Genomic DNA, 23,363 nt, shown 5'->3' on the forward strand with positions numbered 1-23,363 from the left:
GCGTGGGCGTATCTCGACAAGGGCGCCTGAAACCATGATCGTCCCCCAGTTCTGGGCCGAGGGCCGCATCCAGGAGCAGGTGGCCGGCAAGCAGTTCACCGTGCGCCGCTACGGCTGGTCCGATGACAGCCCCCTGGCTGCGCAGGCGCATGCCGACCAGCGCACTCGCGAAGCCTTCGACCGCATCGTCAGCGGCGAAATGCTGAAGCGTCGCGAGCGCAAGCTGGCCTACAACGGCGCCGAGGGCATGCCGATCCGCGAGGAGATCGTCGAACGCCAAGGTGACAGCGTCGTCACCCGCAACGGCTACGGCGCGCGTTGCCTCAACACGCCCGATGTGATGTTCGTCGACGTCGATTTCGAAGACACGCGCGGTAGCGCGCGCGGGCTGACGGTGATCGGCGTGGCGTTCATCGCAGCGCTGGTCGCGGGCTACGCGACGCGCTCGGCGATAGCGTGCGTTGCCGCGTTTGTGCTGATAGCGGCCGTCGGCATCTGGCGCGTACGCGCCGAGGGGCTGCGCTTCACCCAGGACAAGAGCGATCCCCTTGCGGGCGTGCATGCGCGCGTGGAGCGCTTCATCTACCAGCATCCTGACTGGCACCTGCGGCTGTACCGCACACCCGCAGGCGTGCGCGTACTGGCCATGCACGACGTCTTCGCGCCGTCCGATGCCGCCGTGGCCGACGCTTTCCAGGCGCTGGGCGCCGACCAGGTCTACGCGCGCATGTGCCGCAACCAGAACTGCTTTCGCGCGCGCCTGAGCGCGAAGCCATGGCGCATGGACATCCGCGAGCACCTGCCGCGCCCGAACGTCTGGCCGGTGCCGCCCGACAAGCTACCCGCGCGCGACGCCTGGGTGGCGCGCTACGAAGAGGCCGCCGAGGGTTATGCCGCGTGCCAGTACCTGGCGAGCGTGGGCAACACGCTGAACGTGCATCTGAACGCGCTGGCGGTGCAGGAACTGCACGACGAACGCACCCGTGCCCATCGAGGTTTGCCGCTGGCCTGAGGGGTCGGGTTCATAGACAGGAGCTTGGATCGTGAAGGCGCGTGGGACTGCGAGCACGCGCAGTGTCTCGTGATTGCGCGGTAGGCAAAGGCAGAATGCGGCCAGAACCTGTCACTCAGTCATCCCGCAAACATCACAACAGGAGCGAACGTGGTCTTCCTTGCAATTACCCCCAGCGGCCTGAAAGATGCACTGCGCGAGGCCGCAAGTTCGGGCACTGCGATTTGGTGTGGCGCCGATGCGGTCTCCGAGCAGGACTTCACCGTGCTGAAGGGGAAAGGCCTAACGCGCTTCGCGTATGCACTTGGAGCACGAGAACACCTGGTCCTAGAGGACGCGCTCGATACCATCGGCCAGCATCACCCCGACGAGATTGTTTGGGTTGAAGCCGCCGCCTCTGCTAGTTGACCGAACTCGGCCAAGACCGGACCTTCGCAAGCGACCTGCCATGGACCTAGAAATACGCGCCGCCGTCGATTCAGATTTCGAGTTCGCCCTCGATGCGAAGCGCCAGGCGCTGGGCCCCTACGTTGCGGCGCGTTGGGGTTGGGACGACAACTTCCAACGGAATTTGCATCGAAGCCGGTGGAGGGAGCGCCCGTGGTCGATCATCCTTAAGAGTTCAATGCCAGTAGGCACGATTGCCACGTGGAAGGTCGACGGTCACCTTCGCATCGGCGAGTTCTACGTTCTGCCAGCCTTTCAGCGGTGCGGCATTGGTTCAGCCGTACTTCGTCAGGTGCTGGGACATGCAGATCAAGATAGCGAAGTGGTCCGGTTGGAACATCTGAAGTGGAATCCGGTCGGAGCGCTTTACGGCCGTCATGGATTCGTCGAAGAGAATGCCAACGACACGCATTATTTCTTGGCTCGTCATCCAGTCGCCCTTCAACAATGACGCCGCCGGAGAGACAGAAGCCCGGCCACAAGCGGACATCCGAGGCTCACCTCCAACGTTGCAAGGACTCTGGAATGGAAACGCGAGAAGCAGAACTGACCATCGAGCTGACCGGCGTTCGCAGTTCTCGCGAGCTTCACAAGCATCTGATGACCGCTCTTCGCTTTCCCGACTTCTACGGGCAGAACTGGGACGCGTTCTGGGACGCCATCACTGGCTTGATAGAAATGCCACTTCACTTGCGACTTAAAGGTTGGCCCGAACTGGTGCGATTACTGCCGAGGGATGCCGAAATACTTAGGCAGAGCCTCACCCAAGCGCAAGCGATGTATCCATCGTCCGCAGCTACGGTCACATACGACTAAGCCGCCTCTCGGCCAACTGCAGACCTTCGTCATGAACGCCTGGTTTGCGAACACCTTGGATCGACGGTCTCCTCGACCGGCTACAGTCGACCAAAACCAGTCGCCTCGGCCAAGGCATCCAGCTCGGTCTGGAAGCCGCGCCAAAGCATTGCCCTTCGGCTTTGCATGAATGCCACTCTCACCTTCGAAGGATGCCTCCATGGCCGAAACGACCAAGGCAAAAGGACCTGCCTCATATTTCCCTTCCATCGAAAAGACTTACGCCAAACCAATAGCGCATTGGATGGAAATTCTCCAGAGTGCGGGCCCGCTGAAGCACATGGAACTCGTCAACCTCCTCAAAGTCCAGCACCAGGTCGGACACGGGCATGCGAACGCCTTGGTTGCGGCCTTCCTCGCGAAGAAGTAGCTTGGCACGCACGTCAGGGAGCGTGGCCAGCAACTTGAAACCGGTGATCATGCGATCTGGATTGCTTCAAACAGCATGATGAACCGATGCAATGCGGATCTTCATCCCCGCATGCCATGAAGCGATATGCCGCCAAAGTGGCCGTGGTCCTGGTCGTCGCTGCCATGCACGGCCTGCTGATCGGCTTCCTCAGCATCGCGAGCAAACCGCGTATTCCGGCTGCCGTCGACGCACAGCGCATCGCCGTGCATTTGATCGCCCTCGAGCCCGCGCTTTCGCCCGCCACGCCGGCATTGGCGCCGAAGCCATCACAGGAGGTGTCGAGAGCCCGCGTGCCGGCCGCACGCTCTGGCACGCGAGCCGACATCGCGCCTGCCGCCCGGCGCGATGCCTCGGGCATCGCATCGACCGAAACTGCCGCCGCGGCTACATCGGCTACATCGGCGACATCGGCTCCACCAGCAACGCCGCAGGCGCGACCGCTCGATCTGCACTCCGAAGCCACGCGCCGCGCCTTGCGCGACATGGACCGGAACCGCCCACGCTCTTTCGCGGAACAGTCCAACAGCGCACTCGGCAACACGCCTGGACCGTCGTCGGATACCCGCCTGGGCACAGGCATCGCCACTGCGCGCAGGGGCGACTGCCTGCATGGCGAGTTCAAGCCCTGGACAGTGGATGTGGGATTGGGAGCGGAGTACAAATTGCCCTTGCCAGGCGTCGTCCGCGCCTTGGCCGAGGGCGAGTGCGCTGCCTTGAGTCGCTGAGGATTTCATCGCCATCGTCTACAGCCGGCCGGTTGCGGCCAAGGGCTCTTTTGCCCGGACCCAATAGCAGCCATTCCGCGATCCGCGCCTCACTCCCCATCGAGTCGATCCCGTCGCATGGCGCGCCAGAGCGCCAGGTCGTAGGTGATCTTCAGCAGCCCGCATGCGATGAGCGGTAGCGAAATCCATCCGGCTGCGAAGAGCGCGCCGCTGATGGTCGGGCTGATGGCAGCCGCCAGGCTCCGGGGCACTGCCGTGAAGCTTGCCGCTGCCGCACGCTCGGGCGGTGTCACCACGGCCATCACGTAAGCCGTTCGTGTGGGAACGTCCATGGACGACAGCGCGCTGCGGATCGTCAACAAGCCCAATGCGATCGGCAAGTTGGGCGACAGTGCCGCCAGCACCAGGCAGACGTTGGCCGGCAGGTGCGTGAAGACCATGGTGTTGAGCAACCCGATGCGCTGTGCGACCACAGGCGCCGCCAGTTGCGACGCCGCGCTCAGCAACCCGGTCCAGAAGAAGAACACGCCGGCCTGGGTGAGAGAGAAGCCGAATCGCTCCAGCAGCCACAACGACATCAGCGCGTTGACCATCAGCCCGCCGGCAAACGCGTCGAGGCTGAAGAGTGCAGCCAATCGCATCACGACCGGGCGCGAGGGGCCCAGCGGGGCGGGCGCCACAGGCAGGCTTTCCGCGTTGTCCGCACCGGCCTGGGCCGGAAGGTTTCGATAGATCCAGAAGACGATCAGCCCGATCACCGCGTAGACGACGAACATCCCGCGCAACGCGTCGAGCCGGGCGAACCCACTGTGCCGAACGAGCCAGTCCGGCACGGCAGCGGCCAGCGCGCCCAGCGCCGCACACAAGGCACCGAGGAGGCTGTAGCGCGCAAACAGTGCCGTGCGGGCGTGGCCTCGGGCAGCCGTGGCCAGGCGGGCGTGCTCCAGCGGAAGAAATACGCTGACATCGCCCGAACTGGGATTGAGCGTGCCGACCAGTGCGACGATCAGCAATGGCCAGAACGAGGACAGGCCCGCAAAGCCAAGGCCCGTGGCGGCCATCAGCAGCGCCGCGCCGCGCAGCAGCCGGCTCCCTGCGAAACGGTATCCCCATGCGCCGACCGCGAGCGTCGCGAGCGCCGAACCCAGCATGGTCGCTGTGCTGACGACACCGACCTCCAGTGTTCCGAGGCCGATGGACAGCAGGTAGGCCGGCAGCAGCACCGCCATGTACCCGTCTGCGAAAGCGCGAAGTCCGCGCGCGACGAGCAAAGGCAAGGCCTCGGGGTCGACGCCGGAAGGCAGCAGGCGCGCGAGACCCGTGCGCGAGCGAGGGACCGTGGTGGTGCTCATGGCGGCCACCTCAGCGCAGCACGGGCAGCAACAAGGTCACCGTCAACCCGATGGCCGCGCAGGCACCGAGCAGCGGCATCACGCCGAGCTTGAAACGGAACAAGGCAACGGCCGCCGCGACGGCGATCAGCGCCGAGATGGCGTCGAAGTGGCCACCGAAGCCCCGAGGCCAGAGCACGTGGTACGCGAAGAAGAGCGCCAGGTTGAGGATCACGCCCACCACTGCAGCGGTGATCGCCGACAGCGGCGCCGTGAAGCCCAGCTTGCCATGCGTGGCCTCGATGGCGGGTCCGCCGGCGAGGATGAAGATGAACGACGGCAAGAAGGTGAAGAAGGTCACTGCGGTTGCGGCCAGCGCGCCCGCCAGGAACAACGAATCCGGCCCCAGCACCTCTTTGAGCCATCCGCCGACGAAGCCGACGAAAGCCACGACCATGATGAGCGGACCCGGTGTCGTCTCGCCCAAGGCAAGGCCATCGATCATCTGTGCGCCCGACAGCCACTGGTGCTGTTCGACGGCGCCTTGGTAGACGTAGGGCAGCACGGCATAGGCGCCGCCGAAGGTCAGCAATGCCGCCTTGGTGAAGAACCAGCCCATCTGCGTGAGCGTGCCCTGCAGTCCCTGCGTGGCGATCAGCACGCCCATGGCCAGCAGCCAAAGGCCCAGGCCGGCCGCGAGGATCTTGACGAGGTGCCGGCGCGAGAAGCGCGCGTGCGGCGGCGTGGGCGTGTCGTCGTCGATCAGCGCCGGACCGTAGCTTTGCCCGGCATTGCCATGCCCGCCACCGGGTGCGAAGACACCGGGTGCCCAGCGTGCCCCGAAATGACCGATCAGGCCGGCTGCCAGGACGATCGCCGGAAAGGGCGTGTCGAACGCGAAGATCGCAATGAACGCGGCGGCGGCGATGCCCCACATCCACCGGTTCTTCAGTGCGCGGCTGCCGATGCGATGCGCCGCGTGCAACACCAGTACGGTGACGGCAGGCTTGATGCCGTAGAAGATGCCGGCAACCGCCGGCACATTTCCGAAGCGCAGGTAGATCCACGACAGCGCGACGAGGATGAACAGCGAAGGCAGCACAAACAACGCGCCGGCAACGATGCCGCCGCGCGTGCGGTGCATCAGCCAGCCGATGTAGGTGGCAAGCTGTTGGGCTTCGGGGCCGGGCAGCAGCATGCAGAAGTTCAGCGCGTGAAGAAAACGCTTTTCGCTGATCCAGCGCCGCCGCTCGACCAGCTCGGTATGCATGATCGCGATCTGCCCGGCGGGCCCGCCAAAGCTGATGAAGCCGAGCTTGAGCCAGAAGCGCAGGGCTTCAGTGAAGGAAACGGGCTGGAGGGGCGCTGAAGGCGCGGGGGATGCGGAAGGGGTGTCGGGCAAAGCGGTGTCCACGGAAGGCTCCGTTGTGAGGTCACCAGCGCTTGGACGGGACACCGTCTTGCTTTGCAGACCGGGAGGCTGTTTTCCCGATGTGCGGCATCGTAGCAGACCAAAAATACAGGGTGTCGCGATGAGAGCGATCAAGGTGTCCCCAATCACCGTGAAGCACACGTCGTCACGCAAAAGCCCGAGGGCACGACGGGCCCACTGAAGACATCTGCCCCCCTCCAAAGCGGCCAGTCGCATCAGCAATGCAGAGGTCGAAGAGAACGCTCTCGCCCCGATGCCAATCACGCAACGCGAGCCCTCGCCGGACTTCTGAGCAAGCTCACCACACCCCCGCCCAACGCTGCCAAAGCCCCCACCGCCAGCCCCCAGTGCACCGCACTGTGCGACGGCAGCAGCCCGAACATCAAGCTCATCAACAGGCTTCCAAACGTCAACCCCGTGAGCCGGGCGGTGCCCTGCGCACCACCCGCCGCGCCACTGCGTTCCTTCGGCGCCGAGAGCAGCATGTTCTGGTTGTTCGGCGTCTGAAAGAAACCGAAGCCCAGTCCCGCGAGGCTCGTGAACACCGCGATCGGCAAGGCCGGGTTGCCGTGCAGCGGCCACAGCGCACACAGGGCCAGCCCGCTCGCGAAGCACGCGCTTCCGGCCGCGCACAGCCATGCACTCGGCACGCGCTGGGCCAGCCGCGCCGACAGCGGTGCGGCCAGCATCACCGCCAGCGGCCAGGGCGTCATCAGGAGCCCGGCGGCCACCGCGCTCTGGCCGAGTTCGTGCTGGATGTAGAACGGCAGCGCCACAAGGCTCGCCATCTGGCCGGTGAAGCAGCACACGGAGGCAATGACCGAGACCCGGAAGGAATGCACGCGCAGCAGGTCGAGCGGGATCAGCGGTGCCGCCTTCGGCATCTCGCGCCGCACCAGCAGCACCATGCAGACGGCCGACAACACGAGCAACGCGCCGCCGTGCAACGGATGCGTCATCAGCCGGTCGCCTCCCAGCACGAAGGAGGCGAACATGACCGCGTTCAGCGCGATGCTCCACACGTCGACGCGGCGCACCGAACGCGGCGAGTGCGCCGGGCCAGGCAACCCCGCGCAGGCGGCGAGCACGAGCAGCCCGATCGGCAGGTTCACCGCAAAGAGCCACGGCCAACTCGCCGCAGAAAGTATGAAGGCACCAAGGGTGGGGCCCGACGCCGAAGCGGCCGCGACGGCGAGCGCATTCCAGCCGATCGAGCGCGCCAGCAATCGACGCGGATAGGTGAAGCGCAACAACGCCAGCCCCAAGGGCATCACGGCCGCGCTGCCCAGGCCCTGAAGGCACCGCGCGGCCACGAGCCATGGCAGCGACGGGGCCAGCGCGCACAACACCGATGCCGCGGTGAACAGGGCAACGCCGCTGGCGAACACGCGCCGGTAGCCGAACCGCTCCCCGACAGCAGAAGCCGGCAACAGGAACATGACCACGGCCAGCTGGTAGGCGGTGATGATCCAGACGGCATCGGCGGGTGTCGCCTGCAATTGCTGCGCGATGCCCGGCAGCGCGATGTTGGCGATGGCGCCATCGAGCACCACCAGCACGCCCGCGCCCAGGATCGCGGCGACGGCCGCGTAGCGCTGCGGCAGGGGCAGGCCGTCGGTGTCGTGCACCGCGTTCGCGTCGTTCACCTCTTGGGTTTCGACAGCGCGGGCAATGGGGGAAGAAGGGTTCGTTCGAAGCGTGGATGACAACATGATTGGACGACTGGAGGAGGCACGCTGTATCGCGCCAGGTCAGCTTAGGACTGCGCACACGGCTTGCACAGCGCGTGGCGCGCAACGTGTCCCTGCATGCGGCGCCTGTCGAAATCGGCGCGGCCGTGCTAGGTTCGGGCATGCCAACGGATGCCGACCTGAACCTCTTGTTTGCGCTGAACGCACTTCTCTCCGAGGGCAGCGTCGCGAAAGCCGCCGAGCGCCTGGGCCTGAGCGAGTCGGCCATGAGCCGCGCGCTCGCGCGGTTGCGGGAATCGACCGGCGACGAGCTGCTCGTGCGCGCGGGTCGCGCCATGGTGCTCACGCCGCATGCGCTGGCACTGCGCGACCGCGTGAGGGAGTTGGTGCAGGAGTCACGCGCGGTGCTTCAGTCCGCCGGCGCGAGCATGGACCCCCGCACGCTCCAGCACACGTTCACCATACGGGCCAACGACGGCTTCATCGAGGCCTTCGCGCACCACCTGGTGGCGCGCGCCGCGCACGAGGCGCCCGGCGTTCGCCTGCGCTTCGCGCCCAAGCCCGACAAGGACGTTCGACCGCTGCGCGAGGGGCTGATCGATCTGGATGTCGGCGTTCTCGGCCAGGCGGGCCCCGAGGTGCGCGTGCAGGCGCTGTATCGCGACCACTTCATCGCGGTGGTGCGACAGGGCCATCCGCTGCTCGCCGGCCCCGGGATCACGGCCGAGCGCTACGCAGCCTGCGACCACGTGGTCACTTCACGCCACGGCCGGACCGTGGGGCCGGTGGACGATGCGCTGGGCGCGATGGGCCTGGTGCGCAACACCGCGGTCGTGGTGCCCAGCTTCAGCACCGCCTTGTCGATTGCGGCCGCGACCGATCTGGTGGCATTGATACCGTCCTCGTACTTCGAACACCTGAGGGCGCGAGGCACGCTGTGCGCGTTCCCGCTGCCGATGCCCACGGCGCAGATCACCGTCTCGCAGATGTGGCATCCGCGCCTGGACCGGGACCCTGCGCATCGGTGGCTGCGCGGGGTGGTGCTGGAGGTTTGCCGGCCACTGAACGAGCAGCCATGAGCACCGTGACTGGGTTCGAGCTTCGATGCCGAAGGTCGGCTTCGCGGTGATTGCCGGCGTTCGAAGAGGGCGCGTGCGGATGGGTACGGTCAGCCAGGAGCGGACGTGCCATGAAACGGTGGTTCAGGGCGCGGTGGACGTCGCCGTGGTGGCTTGCGTCATGACGGTGGCCCATGCACCGTCGATGCGCTTCCAGACTTCCACCACCCACAATCCGCCGCTGAAAAAGCGGGTGACCACAAGGTCGCCTTGCTGCTCGTGCTGCTCACGTTCGCGCGGGACACAGGGCCGCTGCCTCTGAGTTTGGAGGTTGCCGATGCGTTCGGCCCGGGACATGAACTGGCCGTTCTGCTGGACCGTCGTGAAGTCGCTTGCGGTGTACTTGCCCCACTGCGCCGGATCGACGGCATAGAAGGCTTCGTCTCGTGCACGCATGGCGGCTTGAAGTTCAGGAGGGAGCCTGTTCGTGTCGGTCATGCGCGCACTGTAGCGCCATGGTCTCTATAGTCGCCTCGATCGACAGCAAGGAGCGCAACGATGAACGGATCCGAAGAGATGTTCGACAGGGCGGATGCCAACGCAGCCGTGGTCATGAAACTCTATGAGGAGTGCCTGAACCAGAAGAATTTTTCGGTCGCCGAGGCCCTCATCGCCCCTTCGCTCGAAGCTCCCGGCGGACGGGGAGTGGAAGGGTTCCTGGCCATCATTCGCCCGCTCCATGCGGCATTCGATCCCATGGTCTTCGAGATCGAAGACATCATCGCGCGAGGCGATCGAGTGGTCGTCCGCTGGACCATGCGCGGCACGCACTCCGGGTTCTGGGCTGGGGCGGCCCCGACCCACAAGCCCGTTCAGCAGACCGCCATCGTGATCTACCAGCTGAAAGATGGAAAGATTGCCGCGTACTGGCCGATGGTGGATCGCCTGGGCCTGGCCATGCAACTGGGGTTGGTGGTGCCAGGTCTGCCTGCTTAAATCTTCATTGTTCTCACCGCCCGTTCCAGGCTCGCCTGCACGATCAGGCGATGAAACGGCGAAATCGTCGCAAGATAGATGCGCCCGAGGCGGTTGTGGCAATGCACCACCGTCCCCGCGACCAGCTCGCGCCCATTGGCTGCATCGGTGCGAACTTGCAGGGTGACGCGGAAGTCCAGATGCCGGTCATCCTCGCCCACGACCAGCTCCGTCGCGCTCTTCGACAGCACCGGGAAGAAACCGATGACCGGCCCCCGCGCCGCGGCGGCAAGGCCGACCGCGCGCGACGACTTGACGCCGACGGGCGCCATCACCACGTCGCGGGCCCGTGTGAGCGCACGAATCCACCAGGCCTGTCGCTCCAGCGCGGCGCGTGCCAGCACCTCCAGGTCATCGCTGGCGTGTGCGGGCAATCGAATTGCAAAGGCGTCCAGGAGGTCCGCGCCTGCGTAAAGCGGCGCAAGCACGCTGTTGCTGGGCATGGGAACGGCGTGCGCTTTGGTCATGCGTTCAGGTCCTGGATGATGGGGGTCGCAATGGTGCAAGCACAGGGAGCGAGATGCCTCCCATTGGCAAGTTGGCAGGGCCTGCAGGGGGCGCTGCATCATAGCCAGCCCTGGATTGACTCCCCGTGGCACGACCTTGCGCCGCACCCATCCGCCCACGGTTTCCAGCTCGAAGGGGCTCGCGCGAATGGGTGCTGCACTCCTGCGGCTACCAGTTTCTTGGGATTGGCAGTGCCTGCCCGGCTGCATAGCATCTCGCAACTAACGAGACGGGTGGGTTTGTGATTCAACTGAGAAGTCTGCAGCGCCTTGCTGCATGGAATGCGGTGTGGCTGTCCGCACTGGTGCTGGCAGCATGCGGCGGCGGAGGCGGAGGCGGAGGCGGAGGAGGCGGCAGCGGCGGCATCGGCTTGCTGCCCATCGCGCCGGCCACGAGCTTCACCATCGGCGGCAGTGTCTCGGGCCTGAGCGGCACGCTGGTGCTGCGCAACAACGGCAAGGGCGATCTCACGCTCCAGGCCGATGGCGCCTTCGGCTTCGCCGACCCGGTGACGGCCGGCAACCCCTACGCAGTGAGCATCGCCCGGCAGCCCGAGGGCCAGACCTGTGCGGTGAGCGCGGGCCAGGGCACGGCCACGGCCAACGTCACGGACGTGCGCGTGGCGTGCGCGGCCGTCACCCACACGGTGGGCGGCACGCTCTCGGGCCTGGCCGGCGGAACGCTCGTGCTGCGCAACAACGGCACGGACGCATTGAGCCTCGCGGCCGATGGCAACTTCGCGTTCGCCCAGGCGCTGCCCGAAGGCGCGATGTACGACGTGACCGTGCACACGCAACCGGCCGGGCAGCTTTGCACGCTCTCCGGTGGCAGCGGCCAGGTCGACGCGGCCGTCACCTCGGTCGTGGCCCTCTGCACCGCCGACCCGTCGACGGCAGTGCCGCCGATTCCCGCGCCGCCCGCCGTGGGCTACGCGCCCAAGTCGTTCCTGTTCAGCTGGCCGGCCATCGCCAACGCCAGCTACTACCGACTGGGCGAAGACCCGGGCGCCACGGGCAACTTCACCGTGCTGGCCGACAACCTCGGCAGCACCACCTATGCGCTGCAGGAGCTGGCACTGACGCAGCCGCCGGCCGCCTGGCGCTATGCGCTGCAGGCCTGCAATGCGAATGGCTGCAGCCCCTGGTCGCTGCCGGTCACGGCGGACGGCAACCGGGCCATCGGCTATTTCAAGCCGGAGGCCGCCACCGGCATCCGCAACTTCGGTCAGGGCATTGCCCTGTCCCCGGACGGCAGCGTCATGGCCGTCGGCGCTTCGGCCACCGTGGAACTGTTCACGCGCAGCGCGGGCCAATGGCAGTGGGCGCAAACGCTGAGCTTCCAGGTCGCCAGCTATCCCAGGCCCGTCGTCTCGGACGACGGCACCTTGCTGGTGGGCATGTTCGGCCAGGATGCCGCGTTTTCCGACCAGGGCCTGGTGCAGGTGTTCTCCAGGACCCCATCGGGCTGGACACTGGCCGACGAGTGGAACCCGCCCGTGCCTCGCTACCTCGGCAACTTCGGCGCGTTCCTGGGTATCTCGCGGGACGGCACGGTGGCCGTGGTCGGCGAGTACACGAGCCCCAACGGCGGGAGCTTTCACGTGTACCGCAAGACAGGCGCCACCTGGGCGAGAGAGGCCACCATCGAACCCGAGCACTCGCAGCCGAATGGGCTGTTCGGCGTGCAGGCCAAGATCTCGGCCGATGCCAGCACGATCGTGGTGGGCGCGCAGTACGAAGGCAGCGGCTCGCTCACCGACGAAACCGACACGAGCATGGCCAATGCCGGCGCCGCATTCGTCTATGGCTACGACACGGGCGCGGGCACGTGGACCAAGCGTGCCTACCTCAAGGCACCGGTGCCCGGGGTCGGCGATCTGTTCGGGGCCTCCACCGCCATCTCGGGCGATGGCGACACGGTGGTCATCGGCGCGCGCAACGCGTCGGTCGCCGGCGTGAGCCGCGCCGGCGTCGCCTATGTGTTCCGGCGCAATGCGGGCACCTACGCGCTCGCCCAGACGATTTCGGCGCCCCAGCCCACGCTGAATGGCACTTTCGGCGGCTTCGGCCTGGCGCTCACGCCGGACGGCACCGTCATGGCGATCGCCGCGCGCGGCGACTCGAGCAGTGGAACAGGGGTCGACGCCGACGCGACGCAGGGCGCGGCCCTGGCGGCCGGCGCCGTTCACCTGTACCGATTGGCAGGTGCGCAGTTCGCCCACACGAGATACCTGAAGGCCCCCAACACCGGAAGCGGCGATTCGTTCGGCGACGTGGTCGACATCACGGCGGACGGCCGGACGATCGCGGTGGGGGCGATGGGAGAAGCCAGCGCTGCGAGTGGCATCGGTGGCGACCAAGCCGACAACAGCAGCGTTAACCGGGGGGCGGCGTACCTCTACTAGAAGACCTTCGCTGCGGCTGGGCGCGACCGGGCGAGACTGAACGCGTCTGGACGCCGCCACGAAAACACCAGCGCCGAGCCTTGCAGGTCAACGACCCACAAGGCGTGGAAGGTCACGGACATCACGGCACTCCGGTTAAACCGAAAGTGTGGATTCTTATCGTGTTCTTTTGGCGGACGAAGTCGACCGAACGGCCTATGTTCACCGGCTCGCAGGCCCGCCGCGCTGGCCGCGTCACCACGGTTCCCCATCACGCACCGGCCATGCGCTCAGGGGTCGAAGAAGCAGCGCGCCGTGGCCATCATCCGCACGTTCTTCGTCGCGTTGAAGTCGGCCGGCTGCAGACAGTCCACGAAAGTCGCTTGCCGGCCAGTCCTGACGTTGAGAGGCCATGCAGAATGCGACCGATCGGGCCGCGAATACCCGGAGGAGAAACGATGTCGAACGCTTGGTGCAGAACCGTGAGGGTGGTGGCGACGACGAGCATCGTCGTCATGAGCGCAGCCGCTGCGCAAACCAACGAGCCGCCGCCCGTATTCACCCGCGCGCGTCTCACGTCCTCGTTCGAAGAGCCCGGCGGAAAGCTCTACGTGCGCCTGAAGCTGCTGCCCAGGTCCAAGCTTCCCTTCGCAACGCAGACATTCAGGCTGCCCGACCGCGCGCTGGTCGCCGACATTCCCGAGGGCTCGTTGGTCAGGTTCACCTCCAGGCACATCGACGGTGAGAACACTGTCATGTCGATCCACACCGTCGCGGAGTGCAAGCGCTTTCAGCCCTGCGATTGAAGCCGGCGATGAGCCGGGTTCACTTGCCTCGCTTCGCGACATACACGAAGACAAAGAAGGATTTTTGATGATAGGAATTCTGAGAATCTTGCTGGCCAGCAGCGTCTGTTCCTTGGTTCTCGGTTGCGCATCTCCACCTGAAATTTCCAGCCTTCAGAAGACGACGTCGCCACGCATCGTCAGCCTTGAAACCGATGCCTCGTACAAGTTCCCTGGGGCCTTTGGAAAGGAGGCCGAAGTCCATCTCTTGTCGGGAACATATCGCCTCGAGAAGGAAAACGCGGCCGGTCAGTTCTATCTCGGAGATTCGCACTCGGTATGGTGGATGCTCGGCTCGGACCTGGCACTCTTGAGAGGCGGTGTGTGGATGCCCAGGGATTCATCGAAATCGCCTCGGATCTATTTCTACTACGGCTATCAAGAGATCAGAGCAAAAACTCTGGCTGATGCTCTTTCGCAGAGGAGAGAGCTGGCGACAAAGGGTAGTTCGGTTCGCGAAGACGGTACCGATACAGCGACAGCAATCGCCCTCCAAAGTACCCCACCGGCGATGCCTCCTCTGCAAGTTGGCGTGGGAGCGGGCATCGCAGCTGGGCTTGTTGGCGCGCTCGCGGATTTCGAGAGTCCTATCCTCTATCAGCCACCGACGAGTGAGCGATTCAAGACTGTGATTGATGGGGTTTTCCGCGCACCACCGTCATACAGGCAATAGCTTGTTCTCGAATCGACCGGTCGAGCGCCCGCTTTCGGGCGCATTGAAGGGCCGGTTCGGACCCTTTGCCTCAACAGCTCGTGCGGCTACAGTCGGCCAAAAGCCGACCTTCAGCCCAAGTTCTCAATGAAAGGGATTTGATGCCGTTCGATTTGGATGAGCGCTACGTGCAGGCCGCGGAGCAGGCGTTGGGCGTCAGCTTGCCGACGTCGTACCGCCTAGCCATGATGAGAAGCAACGGAGGCGCGGTCGCAACCGAGAGCGACGACTGGGACCTGTATCCCATCACGGACGATTCCGAGAGTAAGCGGCTCGCCCGCACCCTCAATGGCGTCGTGCCCGAGACAAAGCGTGCAAGAGCTTGGCGTGGATTTCCCTCCGCCGCCGTACCACTGGGCGGCAACGGCGAAGGTGACCAGCTAGTCTTTCTCGCGGATGGACAAGGGCTTGGTCCGGAGGTCTTTATCTGGCGTCATGAGACGTGCGAGTTGATCCGCGTCGCCGACGACTTCGCAGGCCTTGTGGCCGCCGGTTCATAACGGCCAGAACCAGTCACTCCGATTAGAGAAGCCGCACGATGAGCCAAGAAGCAGCGCCACACAACGAGGTGGAATGGTTCCATGATTTGGCAAAGCTGCCTGTCGAGGAGCTTGTCCAGCAAGCGACTGACGTCAACCGCACGAGGTTCAAGAAGTTTGTGACTGCGAGCCTGCCGGGCCACGTGCCACCGGATAACCAACCACCCGCCGAGTTTGCGACGACGGTCCTCGAGCTCAGGGCCAACCAACGTGGGTGGAATCGAGCCCTCGGTGAAGCGCTAATACATGCGGACGACCAACGGTCCGAAGGAAACTTGCAGGCCGCGATCTCGGCATTGCGATCTTTTGCCAGCTCATGCCCTTGGAAAGCCTTTGGGGATATCGCGCGCGTCCAAGCCGACAGCCTCGAGAAAAACCGGCAGTAGAAAAAGATCGCATCCGGCCAGAAGCGGTCATTTGGAGCTACGTCAGCCCTACCAGGACATACCAGCGACACCATGAAATGGCCATTCGACCAGCCCCGAAACTGCGCAACCGTCTTCTCGAAAAGCGTCTTGAATCGCAGCAGACCGATCCTGCTTGTTTCACATGACGAGGATGATCACGGATGGCAGTTCCTGGACGGGGTCAGCGAGGACCTGGAAGACCTTGCGCTTGCTGGTCTAGGCCATGTTCTGGAAATCGACCCTGGAATAGTTGAGCTCGCAGACCTTGTGCCCGGATTTCAGGCCACTCGCGCGGGGCCTCAAGAGCAATGGGTTGTCGAACCAGCACCGCCCCAGGACGAGGATTGAAATATCCTCTCCCTCGGGCAGTTGGCGTCTTCGTTAGGACGATGGCCATCGGCCAGAACCAGACGCTCAACCCATCGCCCCACCAACCTATGAATGATGACCTGATACAAGAACTGCTCGAGTGTCAGCGAAGGCTCAGTGCGGCGCTGCTGCAGCGTTATCCCGAGGTGCAAGGGAGCAAATGGCTTCTTGGCGTTCAGATAGCTGAAGATCTCGAAGTTCACGGCGAGCATTGGGCGGCCCAGAAACACGGGTCTGGCGTGGTCTTCACCCGACAAGCACCAGTGCCCCACCTCGTCGTCGACATGCACACGGTAGTCAGCGATCCGGAGGTAATTGATCCTTGGCGAGTACAGCAATTTGCCGAATCGAAGGGTCAGCCTTTGCGCTATGACGAGGCTGAGTCTTTGCTTTACCGAGCATCGATAGGTCGACAGCCCTCGGCCACAAGCAGACTTGTCTAGTGGTCACTCAAGCAGGCCTCAAAGTAGGCTTGGGGTGCTTTCAACAGAGAAATTGATGTTGTGATTTCTATTCGACCCGCAGAACCGAACGAATGGCGAGCTTATCGGGATGTACGCCTTCAGGCGCTGCTTGATTCGCCGAATGCCTTTGGCAGCACCTATGAAGAAGAGGCCGATAGAACGGACGCCAATTGGGCGGCCAGGATCGCTGCTGCGACCTCCTCCGGTCGGGACCGCATCCTTTTCGCACGCGCTGGCGAGAGCGTTTGTGGTCTCGTGTGGTGCAAGTTGTCGACCGCCGAGCCGAGGGCTACGAATGTTTTTCAGACGTGGGTCGATGCAGCATCTCGCGGAATGGGAGCGGGACGTGCCCTGCTAGAAGGGGCCATCGATTGGGCCGAGCGCGTCGGCGCGCGTCAAATTAATCTGGGTGTCACCGCAGCAGAAACGCCCGCGATGCGCCTGTATCTGGCATGTGGGTTTCGCCCCGCAGGGGAAATGGAGCCGCTGCGGGAAAGCTCCGGCCTCATGGTGCAGCCGATGAGCCTGGCTGTTGGATCTGCCACCCGAAGCCTGAAGTGACGCAGTGGCTGCTCGGGGGGAGGCAGGGACCGTTCGTTACGGTATCGTGACTGGCTGCAGTCGGCCAGATGCGGTCATTGGAGAACGACTTTGAATGGTGAATGCCTTTGTGCTGATGAGACAGCCTATTTGGCGCGGGCATTCGCGGATGTGCTGAACTACGAGGCGGGCGATGTGAATGCTCCCATCAACCCGCTTGCATACCGTTCACCCGACAACGATACATGCTTGCATATGGCGGCACATCGAGGCGACGCTCGTGCGGTGCAGTTGCTTCTCAAGGCGGGCGCGAACGTCAACGCCATCGGTGACATGGGCTACACCCCGCTTCACTATGCGGCTTCTAGAGAAGTCGCGCCTGTCCTAGTCGGCGCTGGCGCTAATCCAAGCATCGAGGACGAGTTGGCAAAACCCCGGTCGCCTGGTAACGGCCACAACCGGACGTTGGCACCAACGTCAGAATTCGGCTAGCACCGAGTGCTGCCAAGGGGCCATGGCGCAGACAACAAGGACCTGAATATGGACGGCGAAAGCCCTGAGTTCGAGCACACCGCAAACGAGATGAGTCGGCATCTATTCGACGCAGTTAACCAGATTCAAGAGCTGAAGGAACTCCGAACCGATGCCTTTGCGAAGGCAGAAGTACACATGCGTGAAATGGCGAGGCTCTTGAAAGGGCGAGAACAACTGCCCCGAAGCGTCCTTAAGCAGCTCCACATGGCGGCCGGCATCTTCGAAAACGAGACGCCCTATGCGAAAGACGAAGTTGCTACCGTAGCTATGGCAAATGCAGTGCGAACAACGCTTGGTTTTATCCTTTGGGGGCAATGCCACGACGATTGCACGTCCGGCGCTCCTCGGATCGTGTAAGGCTCACTTCGGCCACGACCGGTCAGTCGCGCCGTGGGGAAAAATTCGGCCAGAAGCAGTCAAACGCTAGCGTCGGCTTTTCTGCGTTCAAACTTAATTCGAGGAATACCGGATGTCCGAAAAAACTCCCTTCCCGGAGAACGTGCCGGGCGATTTTTACGTGGAGGACGGCTGCTGTTTGTCATGTGGAATGCCAATGACGGAGGCGCCTGAACTTTTTGCGTATGCCCCCGACGGGCATTGCTACGTGAAACGGCAGCCTTCGTCGGCCAAAGAGATGTGGCAGATGATTGGCGCACTCACCGTTCAAGATGTGGATTGCATTCGTTACAAGGGTAAGAATCGTGTCGTGCAGATTCGTCTCATTGGTGTTGGCGAAGGCGATCAGTGTGATCATTTGCCTAGGGACCTGAAATCTCTTAGCGATGAAGTCAAAGCTGATCGCTCTGGGCTGAAGTAGGTGACATCACTGCTGGATACGGCTAAAAGCGGTCCCCTGGCCTCAGCTCAGGAAAGCGCGTGAACACCGCCTTGGCACCGGTAACAATCGAAGCAAACCAGACTTGCGATGCTGAATCCCCAAAACATTCCTAGCCACTTGCACCATCGCCTGCTCCCCTTGTCAGACTTGGTGATGCAGTTTGGGGTGACCGACGACGGGGAGCGTCTTCGGGCTTTGAAGCTTGCTTCGCCGGACGAGGTATCTCGGCTCCGCCGTGCGATTGTCGAGCACGACGACGCATTAGACGAGTGGCTCGCTGGCCCTGAGGCAGACGGGCCAACGTACACGAACGAGTACATTGCATTCAGCGCCATGCGGATGGCTGCTGACATGGCTTAAAGGGTGCCGCCGGCACCGCCTGTCTGGCAGGATGCGGCCAGAACCGGACACATAATGGACCTTGAAGAATACTTTGCGGAATTCAAAACGGCGGTTAATGTGGGCGCAGGTTTTGGCCTCACAGTGCACGTTGCAGCTGAAGTAGCAGCCGGTCATTCGATTGGACTTACCTTCGCGCAGATGCATGCTTTCCTTGCTCGACGTACTCAGATAACGAGCGTTGCCTTTGCTCTGAAGGGTCCCTTTCTGTCTCCAGAGCAGATTGCCAGGATAGATTTGGCACGGGCTGAAGGTGCGGTCGACCCCAAAGACGTGATTCTGAGAGCCTTCACGCAGGAGGAGGTGCGCTCGGACCTCCTGACCAAAATCTCCACATAAAACACAAGGTCTGTTTCGGAGAAGAGTGAACTTCGGCTTAGGGCCTTCGCGACACATGCGCCACTGGCTACAGTCGGCCAACACCGGACGTTCAGGCCCTCGGCCGGAATCCAGTCAAAAAATCGGCATCGGCCGCACTCCCATGGTCATTGACGAACTCTTCGGTCTGCTCCCGCGCCCCGCCCAGCCCAGGGAGCAAGGCACGGCGCCCGAATGGGGCACCGTGACGTCCAAGCTTGGCGGGCCATTGCCCACCGACTACATGCAGTTCGTTGACCACTATGGCTCAGGGACCATTAACGGATTTCTGACCGTTCTCAACCCTTTCAGCGCGAACCCACATGTGAACCTACTGGATCAAGTGTTCGCCCAGCTCTCGGCACTACGCGAACTCCGGAGCAGCTATCCCGAGGACTTCCCGTTCCCGCTCTTCTTTGAACCAGGCGGCCTCCTGCCATGGGCTGTTTCGAATGAAGGAGATGTGTTCTGCTGGAGCACCGTCGGCGCGAGCGGTTTGTGGGAAGTCGTCACGGTGCCACGTAGGGATTCGCCCGAGCACTTCAAGATGAGCATGTCGCAGTTTCTCGCGCGAGGATTGACCGGCCAACTCAAGACCTCGGCCTTACCTCCGTATTTCGCTTCAGGAATTGGCTCATTTGAGCCGCACCCTGCGTGAGGAAAACTTCGACTGCCCGCCAGCCTGCTCCAAGTACGCCACAAACCCGTCGAAGGCATCCAACAAGGGCTGGAACCGCGCTGCACCGCCTTCCAGTTGGCACAAGGCGTAGCAGGTCGCCTCCAGCGTGGACAGTTGATCGGGCCCATGGGCTTTGCGGATACGGTAGTGCGAAGGCGGCAGGTTGCGCAGGGCCAAGCGGGGCAACTGTTGCAGTGGCGGGCTTTGGTAGAGCATCTTTCGGCTTTTGCGCCAGGTGCCGTCCAGCACGATCAGGCGCAGGCGCGACTGGGCTTGCGTCCACTCGGGCGGTAGCGGGGGTGGGACCCGCAGGTCCGGGGCGGTATCTTGCAGACTGTCCGGGTACAGCAGCAGCGTGTGCTTGCCGTCCGCCGGCCAGACTGGCACGGCAAATGCCTCACCCACCACCAGGCGGCAGTGCGCCAAGCTGAGGTGCAGCAGGCGGGCACTGCCCTTGGCCTGGTGTACCTCCTGCGGGTGCTGCAGCACCAGTACCTCCACCGCGTGGGCGGTGGGCGCGACCCAACGGCAGATGCAGGCGCTGAGCGGGCGCAGGCAAGCGGTGCACTGGGGGCGTGGGACTAAAGCGGCGGACATGGCTGGATTTTGACCTCACCAAGAGCAAGAGCAGTCCTCGGCCGTCAACGCGTTCACCGAGGCGATGGCGGTGGAGCTCGCACCGTTCGGCGTGCGCGCGCGCCTCGTGCTGCCGGGCCGGTCGCCCGAGACCCGCTTTCGCGACAACGCGCAGCGCCGCATCCACGGCTTCGATCACCCGGCCTATGCGGACCTCGTGAAGGAAACGATGGCACGGCTGGGCGGCACCACGGGCCCGAAGACCCGCCCGCTGGATGTCGCCGAGGCCGTGTGGCGCGCGGCGACCGATCCCTCGTGCCCGATGCAGATTCCGGCCGGTGTGGATGCAAAGGCGTGGGCGGCGGAGGTCGCGGCGAAGTGACTGGCGAAACGCGCCGATCGATGCGCCTTCGCGTGCAGCGCTGCGCGGGATCTACTCCGGCAGCGCTTGCCATGCAGTGCAGTCACCGCGTGCGCCTGGGTGACCTGGGCGAAGGCGCCCGGTACCTCAAGGCTTCGATGACCAGTGCAAGCGCAGGCGCGAGCTGCCGCCGATTGGCGTAGTAGAGGTGATAGCCCGGGTAGGTCGGCCACCAGTCCTGCAGCACCGGAACCAGCCGGCCATCCGCGATGTGCTGCTCCATGATGTCGAACGGCACGTAAGCGAAGCCCATGCCGTCCAGGGCCGCGCGCAGCATCAGGAAGGTGTTGTTGAACACCGTCTGGCCTCGCACACGCACGCTGATCTCCTTGTTGCCTTTCTCGAAATCCCATGCGTAGAGGCCGCCGTGCGTCGGAAGCCGCAGGTTCACGCAGCGGTGCGCCGTGAGGTCCTCGGGCTTCATGGGCAAGGCCTTGCCTTCGAGGTATTCGGGGGAGGCCGCCACCGCCATGCGCAGCGGCGGCGCGATCGGCACGGCCACCATGTCCTTGTCCACGCGGTTGCCCACGCGCACGCCGGCATCGAATCGCTGGGCGGCGATGTCGGTGAACGCATAGTCGACGCTGAACTCCACCTCGATGTCCGGGTACTGCGCCAGAAGAGGCTGCAGCCTCGGCCACAGCACGGTGGCAATCGCGTGGTCGTGCGCGGTGATACGCACCGTGCCGGCCGGCTTGTCGCGCATCGCGGTAAGGGCCTCGAGCTCGCGCTCGATGTCCTGCAGCCGGGGTGCCAGCGTGGCGAGGAGCCGGGCGCCCGCATCCGTCACTGAAACGCTGCGCGTGGTGCGCGTCAAGAGGCGCACGCCCAGCCGTGCCTCCAGCGCCAGCATGGAATGACTGAGCGCTGAGCGCGACACGCCGATCTGCGCGGCGGCGCGGGTGAAGCTGCGTTCGCGCGCGACGACGACAAACGCCTGGAGGTCGTTGAGGTTCTCTTTGGCCATGCTTGTATTGGTGAGCCCAGTTCACATAAGCATCCCGATTCTGCTCTCTTCTCAACCGACCGCTGCGTCCATAAAGTTGATGCATCCGCCTGTTGCACTACCTGCAACGGCGCATTTTTCTTCCGCATCGACCACCAGGAGTTGACCCATCATGTGCATCCGACCGCTGAAAGCCGCGCTCTACCTCGCGGCGCTGAATTCCCTCGGCGCAGGCGCCGAACCTGCGTCCGCGCCAGGAGCGGCGCAACAGATCGCCAGGGCCGGCAGCCAGGCCTCCGCGGCCGGCCCCGCCGAATACTTCACGGGCCGCGTTCGCGTGGACCCGGTCTGGCCCGCCACCGAAACCCTCAACGCCTCGGGCGGCCTCGTGACCTTCGAGCCCGGCGCCCGCTCCGCGTGGCACACGCACCCGGCGGGGCAACGGCTGGTGGTGCAGTCGGGCGTGGGGCTGACGCAGGAGTGGGGCAAGCCCGTGCAGGAAATCCGCCCCGGCGATGTCGTCTGGTGCCCGCCCGGCGTCAAGCACTGGCACGGCGCTGCGCCCTTCACGGCACTCGTCCACTTGGCCGTCACCGGCACCGTGGACGGCAAGAACGTCGAATGGATGGAGAAGGTCACCGATGCGCAATACAACCAACGCTGAACGCCGCAAGGCCGGCGCGCTGGCCCTGGCCGTGTGCCTGGCCGCAGCGCCGTGCCATGCCAGTCCTTCTTCCAACGAATCCACCACCAGCCACATGACCACCACGCACACAGCCTCCGAGACGCTCTCGTTGCGTCAGCAATCCATCGTTCCCATTGCGGCATTCGCAGCGGCCGGCGACATTGCCCGCCTGGGCCCCGCGCTCGAACAGGGACTCGATGCGGGCCTGACCGTCAACGACGCGAGAGAAATCCTGGTGCAGCTGTATGCCTACGCCGGCTTCCCGCGCAGCCTCAACGCGCTGGGCGAGTTGATGAAGGTGGCGGATGCCCGCAAGCAGCGCGGCTTCCACGACGCGCAAGGGCAGGCGCCCTCGCGTCCCATACCCAAGGGCGACGCGCTGCTGGCCGCCGGCACGGCCAACCAGACGAAGCTCTCCGGCGGGCCGGTGAAGGGCCCGTTGTTCGACTTTGCGCCGGCCATCGACGAGTACCTGAAGACGCATCTCTTCGGCGATGTGTTCGAGCGCGACAACCTCGACTGGCAGAGCCGCGAGCTCGCCACGGTCGGCATGTTGTCGGCGCTGCCGGGTGCCGAATCGCAACTCCAGTCGCACATGCGCATCGGCATGAACGTGGGCATCACCGCGGCCCAGCTCGACCAGTTGACGCAGGTGCTCGCGCAGCGCGTGGATGCAGGGGCGGGGCGCAGGGCGGCCGAGGCCCTCGTGCGCCAACTCTCGGCGCGCCCCGGAAGTTGAGACGCTGCTGAAACGCGGGGCCCAGGCCCTGCCGCTCCTAAGCCTCGGCCAAGTCCTCGTGAATGCAGAGGTAGTTCCCCTCCGTGTCCTTGAACCACGCCGCCTTCTCCGACCCCAGCACGCACACATGGTCGACGGTCTTGAGCTCGGGATAGTCGTAGTCCTCGAACACCACCCCCGCGCGCTTCAGGTTCGCGACGCTCGCTGCAATGTCATCGACCCGAAAGCTGATCGCCGTGTGGTCGGCCTTGGTGCCTTCGGGTTTGGGAAAGAGCGACAGCGTGCTGCCCCCCACCGCGTAGACGAACTTGCCGTCGGGCTTGAGGCCCCCGGGCTTCAGGCCGAGGCACCCTTCGTAGAAGGCGCGGGCGCGCTCCATGTCCTTGACGGGGAGCATGGTCGTGACGGACGAGTCGGACAACATG

Annotated in this window: 31 protein-coding genes and 1 pseudogene; 24 read left to right on the plus strand and 8 right to left on the minus strand. The window is 64.3% G+C overall.

Annotation, left to right across the window (positions count from 1 at the left end; genetic code table 11):
• Nucleotides 1-34 precede the first annotated feature (34 nt).
• The 6 genes from BM133_RS03210 (at nt 35) to BM133_RS03235 (ending at nt 3,451) form a co-directional block, all read left to right on the plus strand.
• Nucleotides 35-1,012: a hypothetical protein gene (locus tag BM133_RS03210; protein WP_093431598.1), complete on the plus strand. Its 978-nt coding sequence runs from the start codon at nt 35-37 to the stop codon at nt 1,010-1,012.
• Nucleotides 1,013-1,162: 150 nt separating this feature from the next.
• Nucleotides 1,163-1,420: a hypothetical protein gene (locus BM133_RS03215; RefSeq protein ID WP_093431599.1), complete on the plus strand. Its 258-nt coding sequence runs from the start codon at nt 1,163-1,165 to the stop codon at nt 1,418-1,420.
• A 40-nt stretch (nt 1,421-1,460) separates the two neighbouring features.
• Nucleotides 1,461-1,910, plus strand: coding sequence for a GNAT family N-acetyltransferase (locus BM133_RS03220; protein WP_093431600.1), 450 nt, complete (start codon nt 1,461-1,463; stop codon nt 1,908-1,910).
• A gap of 74 nt (nt 1,911-1,984) precedes the next feature.
• Entirely contained in the window at nt 1,985-2,275 is a 291-nt protein-coding gene (locus tag BM133_RS03225; RefSeq protein ID WP_093435003.1) for a barstar family protein, read from the plus strand.
• Nucleotides 2,276-2,474: 199 nt separating this feature from the next.
• Nucleotides 2,475-2,684 (plus strand): DUF4287 domain-containing protein, encoded by a 210-nt coding sequence (locus tag BM133_RS03230; protein ID WP_093431602.1) that lies wholly within the window; start codon nt 2,475-2,477, stop codon nt 2,682-2,684.
• A gap of 116 nt (nt 2,685-2,800) precedes the next feature.
• The gene (locus tag BM133_RS03235; RefSeq protein ID WP_093431603.1) at nt 2,801-3,451 is read left to right on the plus strand and encodes a hypothetical protein; all 651 of its coding nucleotides are present in this window, start codon (nt 2,801-2,803) and stop codon (nt 3,449-3,451) included.
• Nucleotides 3,452-3,540: 89 nt separating this feature from the next.
• Here the strand turns inward: BM133_RS03235 and BM133_RS03240 are convergent, their stop codons facing one another.
• The 3 genes from BM133_RS03240 to BM133_RS03250 all read right to left on the minus strand — a co-directional run bounded on the left by BM133_RS03240 (nt 3,541) and on the right by BM133_RS03250 (nt 7,860).
• Complete coding sequence (locus BM133_RS03240) at nt 3,541-4,803, minus strand: MFS transporter (RefSeq protein ID WP_093435004.1); 1,263 nt, start codon at nt 4,801-4,803, stop codon at nt 3,541-3,543.
• Between the two features lie 10 nt (nt 4,804-4,813).
• Nucleotides 4,814-6,196, minus strand: coding sequence for a chromate efflux transporter (chrA, locus tag BM133_RS03245; protein WP_093431605.1), 1,383 nt, complete (start codon nt 6,194-6,196; stop codon nt 4,814-4,816).
• A gap of 278 nt (nt 6,197-6,474) precedes the next feature.
• Nucleotides 6,475-7,860 (minus strand): MFS transporter, encoded by a 1,386-nt coding sequence (locus BM133_RS03250; protein WP_256219040.1) that lies wholly within the window; start codon nt 7,858-7,860, stop codon nt 6,475-6,477.
• Nucleotides 7,861-8,066: 206 nt separating this feature from the next.
• On the opposite strand from BM133_RS03250, the gene BM133_RS03255 reads away from it, so the two are divergent.
• Nucleotides 8,067-8,984 (plus strand): LysR family transcriptional regulator, encoded by a 918-nt coding sequence (locus tag BM133_RS03255; protein ID WP_093435005.1) that lies wholly within the window; start codon nt 8,067-8,069, stop codon nt 8,982-8,984.
• Between the two features lie 123 nt (nt 8,985-9,107).
• Here BM133_RS03255 and BM133_RS03260 read toward each other — a convergent pair whose 3' ends face one another.
• Nucleotides 9,108-9,461 carry a nuclear transport factor 2 family protein gene (locus BM133_RS03260; RefSeq protein WP_093431608.1) on the minus strand — a complete coding sequence of 118 codons (354 nt, stop codon included), beginning with the start codon at nt 9,459-9,461 and terminating at the stop codon, nt 9,108-9,110.
• A 60-nt stretch (nt 9,462-9,521) separates the two neighbouring features.
• On the opposite strand from BM133_RS03260, the gene BM133_RS03265 reads away from it, so the two are divergent.
• Nucleotides 9,522-9,959, plus strand: coding sequence for an ester cyclase (locus BM133_RS03265; protein ID WP_093431609.1), 438 nt, complete (start codon nt 9,522-9,524; stop codon nt 9,957-9,959).
• Here BM133_RS03265 and BM133_RS03270 read toward each other — a convergent pair.
• Nucleotides 9,956-10,465 (minus strand): DUF2867 domain-containing protein, encoded by a 510-nt coding sequence (locus BM133_RS03270; protein WP_093431611.1) that lies wholly within the window; start codon nt 10,463-10,465, stop codon nt 9,956-9,958. The genes BM133_RS03265 and BM133_RS03270 overlap by 4 nt on opposite strands.
• A gap of 281 nt (nt 10,466-10,746) precedes the next feature.
• Between BM133_RS03270 and BM133_RS03275 the strand changes: the two genes are divergently transcribed.
• The 13 genes from BM133_RS03275 (at nt 10,747) to BM133_RS03320 (ending at nt 19,550) form a co-directional block, all read left to right on the plus strand.
• On the plus strand, nt 10,747-12,909 hold the full coding sequence (locus BM133_RS03275; RefSeq protein WP_143100062.1) for an FG-GAP repeat protein: 2,163 nt from the start codon (nt 10,747-10,749) through the stop codon (nt 12,907-12,909).
• A 437-nt stretch (nt 12,910-13,346) separates the two neighbouring features.
• Nucleotides 13,347-13,694, plus strand: a complete 348-nt coding sequence (locus BM133_RS03280) for a hypothetical protein (protein WP_093431614.1) — start codon at nt 13,347-13,349, stop codon at nt 13,692-13,694.
• Between the two features lie 88 nt (nt 13,695-13,782).
• Nucleotides 13,783-14,406 (plus strand): hypothetical protein, encoded by a 624-nt coding sequence (locus BM133_RS34450; RefSeq protein WP_143100063.1) that lies wholly within the window; start codon nt 13,783-13,785, stop codon nt 14,404-14,406.
• A 140-nt stretch (nt 14,407-14,546) separates the two neighbouring features.
• Nucleotides 14,547-14,945: an SMI1/KNR4 family protein gene (locus BM133_RS03285; RefSeq protein ID WP_093431615.1), complete on the plus strand. Its 399-nt coding sequence runs from the start codon at nt 14,547-14,549 to the stop codon at nt 14,943-14,945.
• Between the two features lie 38 nt (nt 14,946-14,983).
• Complete coding sequence (locus tag BM133_RS34455) at nt 14,984-15,370, plus strand: hypothetical protein (RefSeq protein WP_143100064.1); 387 nt, start codon at nt 14,984-14,986, stop codon at nt 15,368-15,370.
• Nucleotides 15,371-15,442: 72 nt separating this feature from the next.
• Nucleotides 15,443-15,739 (plus strand): hypothetical protein, encoded by a 297-nt coding sequence (locus BM133_RS34460; RefSeq protein WP_143100065.1) that lies wholly within the window; start codon nt 15,443-15,445, stop codon nt 15,737-15,739.
• An 89-nt stretch (nt 15,740-15,828) separates the two neighbouring features.
• A complete protein-coding gene (locus tag BM133_RS34465; protein WP_143100066.1) occupies nt 15,829-16,203 on the plus strand; it encodes a DUF6896 domain-containing protein in 375 nt (124 codons plus the stop codon).
• A gap of 60 nt (nt 16,204-16,263) precedes the next feature.
• Complete coding sequence (locus BM133_RS03295) at nt 16,264-16,785, plus strand: GNAT family N-acetyltransferase (RefSeq protein WP_093431618.1); 522 nt, start codon at nt 16,264-16,266, stop codon at nt 16,783-16,785.
• Nucleotides 16,786-16,959: 174 nt separating this feature from the next.
• Complete coding sequence (locus tag BM133_RS35720) at nt 16,960-17,256, plus strand: ankyrin repeat domain-containing protein (protein ID WP_371286327.1); 297 nt, start codon at nt 16,960-16,962, stop codon at nt 17,254-17,256.
• Between the two features lie 48 nt (nt 17,257-17,304).
• Nucleotides 17,305-17,655, plus strand: coding sequence for a hypothetical protein (locus BM133_RS03305; RefSeq protein WP_143100068.1), 351 nt, complete (start codon nt 17,305-17,307; stop codon nt 17,653-17,655).
• A gap of 112 nt (nt 17,656-17,767) precedes the next feature.
• The gene (locus BM133_RS34470) at nt 17,768-18,115 is read left to right on the plus strand and encodes a 4Fe-4S domain-containing protein (RefSeq protein ID WP_143100069.1); all 348 of its coding nucleotides are present in this window, start codon (nt 17,768-17,770) and stop codon (nt 18,113-18,115) included.
• 435 nt (nt 18,116-18,550) lie between these two features.
• On the plus strand, nt 18,551-18,874 hold the full coding sequence (locus BM133_RS34475; protein ID WP_143100070.1) for a hypothetical protein: 324 nt from the start codon (nt 18,551-18,553) through the stop codon (nt 18,872-18,874).
• 142 nt (nt 18,875-19,016) lie between these two features.
• Nucleotides 19,017-19,550 carry an SMI1/KNR4 family protein gene (locus BM133_RS03320; RefSeq protein WP_093431626.1) on the plus strand — a complete coding sequence of 178 codons (534 nt, stop codon included), beginning with the start codon at nt 19,017-19,019 and terminating at the stop codon, nt 19,548-19,550.
• Here BM133_RS03320 and BM133_RS03325 read toward each other — a convergent pair.
• Nucleotides 19,527-20,168 (minus strand): tRNA-uridine aminocarboxypropyltransferase, encoded by a 642-nt coding sequence (locus BM133_RS03325; RefSeq protein ID WP_093431627.1) that lies wholly within the window; start codon nt 20,166-20,168, stop codon nt 19,527-19,529. The genes BM133_RS03320 and BM133_RS03325 overlap by 24 nt on opposite strands.
• Before the next feature lie 37 nt (nt 20,169-20,205).
• On the opposite strand from BM133_RS03325, the pseudogene BM133_RS03330 reads away from it, so the two are divergent.
• Nucleotides 20,206-20,529, plus strand: a pseudogene (locus tag BM133_RS03330) (short-chain dehydrogenase/reductase); the annotation flags it as partial.
• Nucleotides 20,530-20,611: 82 nt separating this feature from the next.
• On the opposite strand, the gene BM133_RS03335 reads toward BM133_RS03330, so the two are convergent.
• Nucleotides 20,612-21,535 (minus strand): LysR family transcriptional regulator, encoded by a 924-nt coding sequence (locus tag BM133_RS03335; RefSeq protein WP_093431629.1) that lies wholly within the window; start codon nt 21,533-21,535, stop codon nt 20,612-20,614.
• A 151-nt stretch (nt 21,536-21,686) separates the two neighbouring features.
• Here BM133_RS03335 and BM133_RS03340 point away from each other — a divergent pair, with 151 nt between their 5' ends.
• On the plus strand, nt 21,687-22,178 hold the full coding sequence (locus BM133_RS03340) for a (R)-mandelonitrile lyase (protein ID WP_093431631.1): 492 nt from the start codon (nt 21,687-21,689) through the stop codon (nt 22,176-22,178).
• Between the two features lie 94 nt (nt 22,179-22,272).
• Nucleotides 22,273-22,938 carry a carboxymuconolactone decarboxylase family protein gene (locus BM133_RS03345; protein ID WP_093431632.1) on the plus strand — a complete coding sequence of 222 codons (666 nt, stop codon included), beginning with the start codon at nt 22,273-22,275 and terminating at the stop codon, nt 22,936-22,938.
• 37 nt (nt 22,939-22,975) lie between these two features.
• Here the strand turns inward: BM133_RS03345 and BM133_RS03350 are convergent, their stop codons facing one another.
• Nucleotides 22,976-23,362 carry a VOC family protein gene (locus BM133_RS03350; RefSeq protein WP_093431634.1) on the minus strand — a complete coding sequence of 129 codons (387 nt, stop codon included), beginning with the start codon at nt 23,360-23,362 and terminating at the stop codon, nt 22,976-22,978.
• Nucleotide 23,363: the final 1 nt, after the last annotated feature.

The sequence above is a fragment of the Variovorax sp. 770b2 genome, from assembly GCF_900115685.1.
Classification (GTDB): domain Bacteria; phylum Pseudomonadota; class Gammaproteobacteria; order Burkholderiales; family Burkholderiaceae_C; genus Variovorax.

What these genes read in the sequence shown, in the direction of transcription:
- BM133_RS03210 (WP_093431598.1), top strand. Translation starts at nt 35, where the DNA reads ATGATCGTCCCCCAGTTCTGGGCCGAGGGCCGCATCCAGGAGCAGGTG.
- BM133_RS03220 (WP_093431600.1), top strand. Translation starts at nt 1,461, where the DNA reads ATGGACCTAGAAATACGCGCCGCCGTCGATTCAGATTTCGAGTTCGCC.
- BM133_RS03225 (WP_093435003.1), top strand. Translation starts at nt 1,985, where the DNA reads ATGGAAACGCGAGAAGCAGAACTGACCATCGAGCTGACCGGCGTTCGC.
- BM133_RS03230 (WP_093431602.1), top strand. Translation starts at nt 2,475, where the DNA reads ATGGCCGAAACGACCAAGGCAAAAGGACCTGCCTCATATTTCCCTTCC.
- BM133_RS03235 (WP_093431603.1), top strand. Translation starts at nt 2,801, where the DNA reads ATGAAGCGATATGCCGCCAAAGTGGCCGTGGTCCTGGTCGTCGCTGCC.
- BM133_RS03240 (WP_093435004.1), bottom strand. Translation starts at nt 4,803, where the DNA reads ATGAGCACCACCACGGTCCCTCGCTCGCGCACGGGTCTCGCGCGCCTG.
- BM133_RS03255 (WP_093435005.1), top strand. Translation starts at nt 8,067, where the DNA reads ATGCCAACGGATGCCGACCTGAACCTCTTGTTTGCGCTGAACGCACTT.
- BM133_RS03260 (WP_093431608.1), bottom strand. Translation starts at nt 9,461, where the DNA reads ATGACCGACACGAACAGGCTCCCTCCTGAACTTCAAGCCGCCATGCGT.
- BM133_RS03265 (WP_093431609.1), top strand. Translation starts at nt 9,522, where the DNA reads ATGAACGGATCCGAAGAGATGTTCGACAGGGCGGATGCCAACGCAGCC.
- BM133_RS03270 (WP_093431611.1), bottom strand. Translation starts at nt 10,465, where the DNA reads ATGACCAAAGCGCACGCCGTTCCCATGCCCAGCAACAGCGTGCTTGCG.
- BM133_RS03280 (WP_093431614.1), top strand. Translation starts at nt 13,347, where the DNA reads ATGTCGAACGCTTGGTGCAGAACCGTGAGGGTGGTGGCGACGACGAGC.
- BM133_RS03285 (WP_093431615.1), top strand. Translation starts at nt 14,547, where the DNA reads ATGCCGTTCGATTTGGATGAGCGCTACGTGCAGGCCGCGGAGCAGGCG.
- BM133_RS34455 (WP_143100064.1), top strand. Translation starts at nt 14,984, where the DNA reads ATGAGCCAAGAAGCAGCGCCACACAACGAGGTGGAATGGTTCCATGAT.
- BM133_RS34460 (WP_143100065.1), top strand. Translation starts at nt 15,443, where the DNA reads ATGAAATGGCCATTCGACCAGCCCCGAAACTGCGCAACCGTCTTCTCG.
- BM133_RS34465 (WP_143100066.1), top strand. Translation starts at nt 15,829, where the DNA reads ATGAATGATGACCTGATACAAGAACTGCTCGAGTGTCAGCGAAGGCTC.
- BM133_RS03305 (WP_143100068.1), top strand. Translation starts at nt 17,305, where the DNA reads ATGGACGGCGAAAGCCCTGAGTTCGAGCACACCGCAAACGAGATGAGT.
- BM133_RS34470 (WP_143100069.1), top strand. Translation starts at nt 17,768, where the DNA reads ATGTCCGAAAAAACTCCCTTCCCGGAGAACGTGCCGGGCGATTTTTAC.
- BM133_RS34475 (WP_143100070.1), top strand. Translation starts at nt 18,551, where the DNA reads ATGGACCTTGAAGAATACTTTGCGGAATTCAAAACGGCGGTTAATGTG.
- BM133_RS03320 (WP_093431626.1), top strand. Translation starts at nt 19,017, where the DNA reads ATGGTCATTGACGAACTCTTCGGTCTGCTCCCGCGCCCCGCCCAGCCC.
- BM133_RS03325 (WP_093431627.1), bottom strand. Translation starts at nt 20,168, where the DNA reads ATGTCCGCCGCTTTAGTCCCACGCCCCCAGTGCACCGCTTGCCTGCGC.
- BM133_RS03335 (WP_093431629.1), bottom strand. Translation starts at nt 21,535, where the DNA reads ATGGCCAAAGAGAACCTCAACGACCTCCAGGCGTTTGTCGTCGTCGCG.
- BM133_RS03340 (WP_093431631.1), top strand. Translation starts at nt 21,687, where the DNA reads ATGTGCATCCGACCGCTGAAAGCCGCGCTCTACCTCGCGGCGCTGAAT.
- BM133_RS03345 (WP_093431632.1), top strand. Translation starts at nt 22,273, where the DNA reads ATGACCACCACGCACACAGCCTCCGAGACGCTCTCGTTGCGTCAGCAA.
- BM133_RS03350 (WP_093431634.1), bottom strand. Translation starts at nt 23,362, where the DNA reads ATGTTGTCCGACTCGTCCGTCACGACCATGCTCCCCGTCAAGGACATG.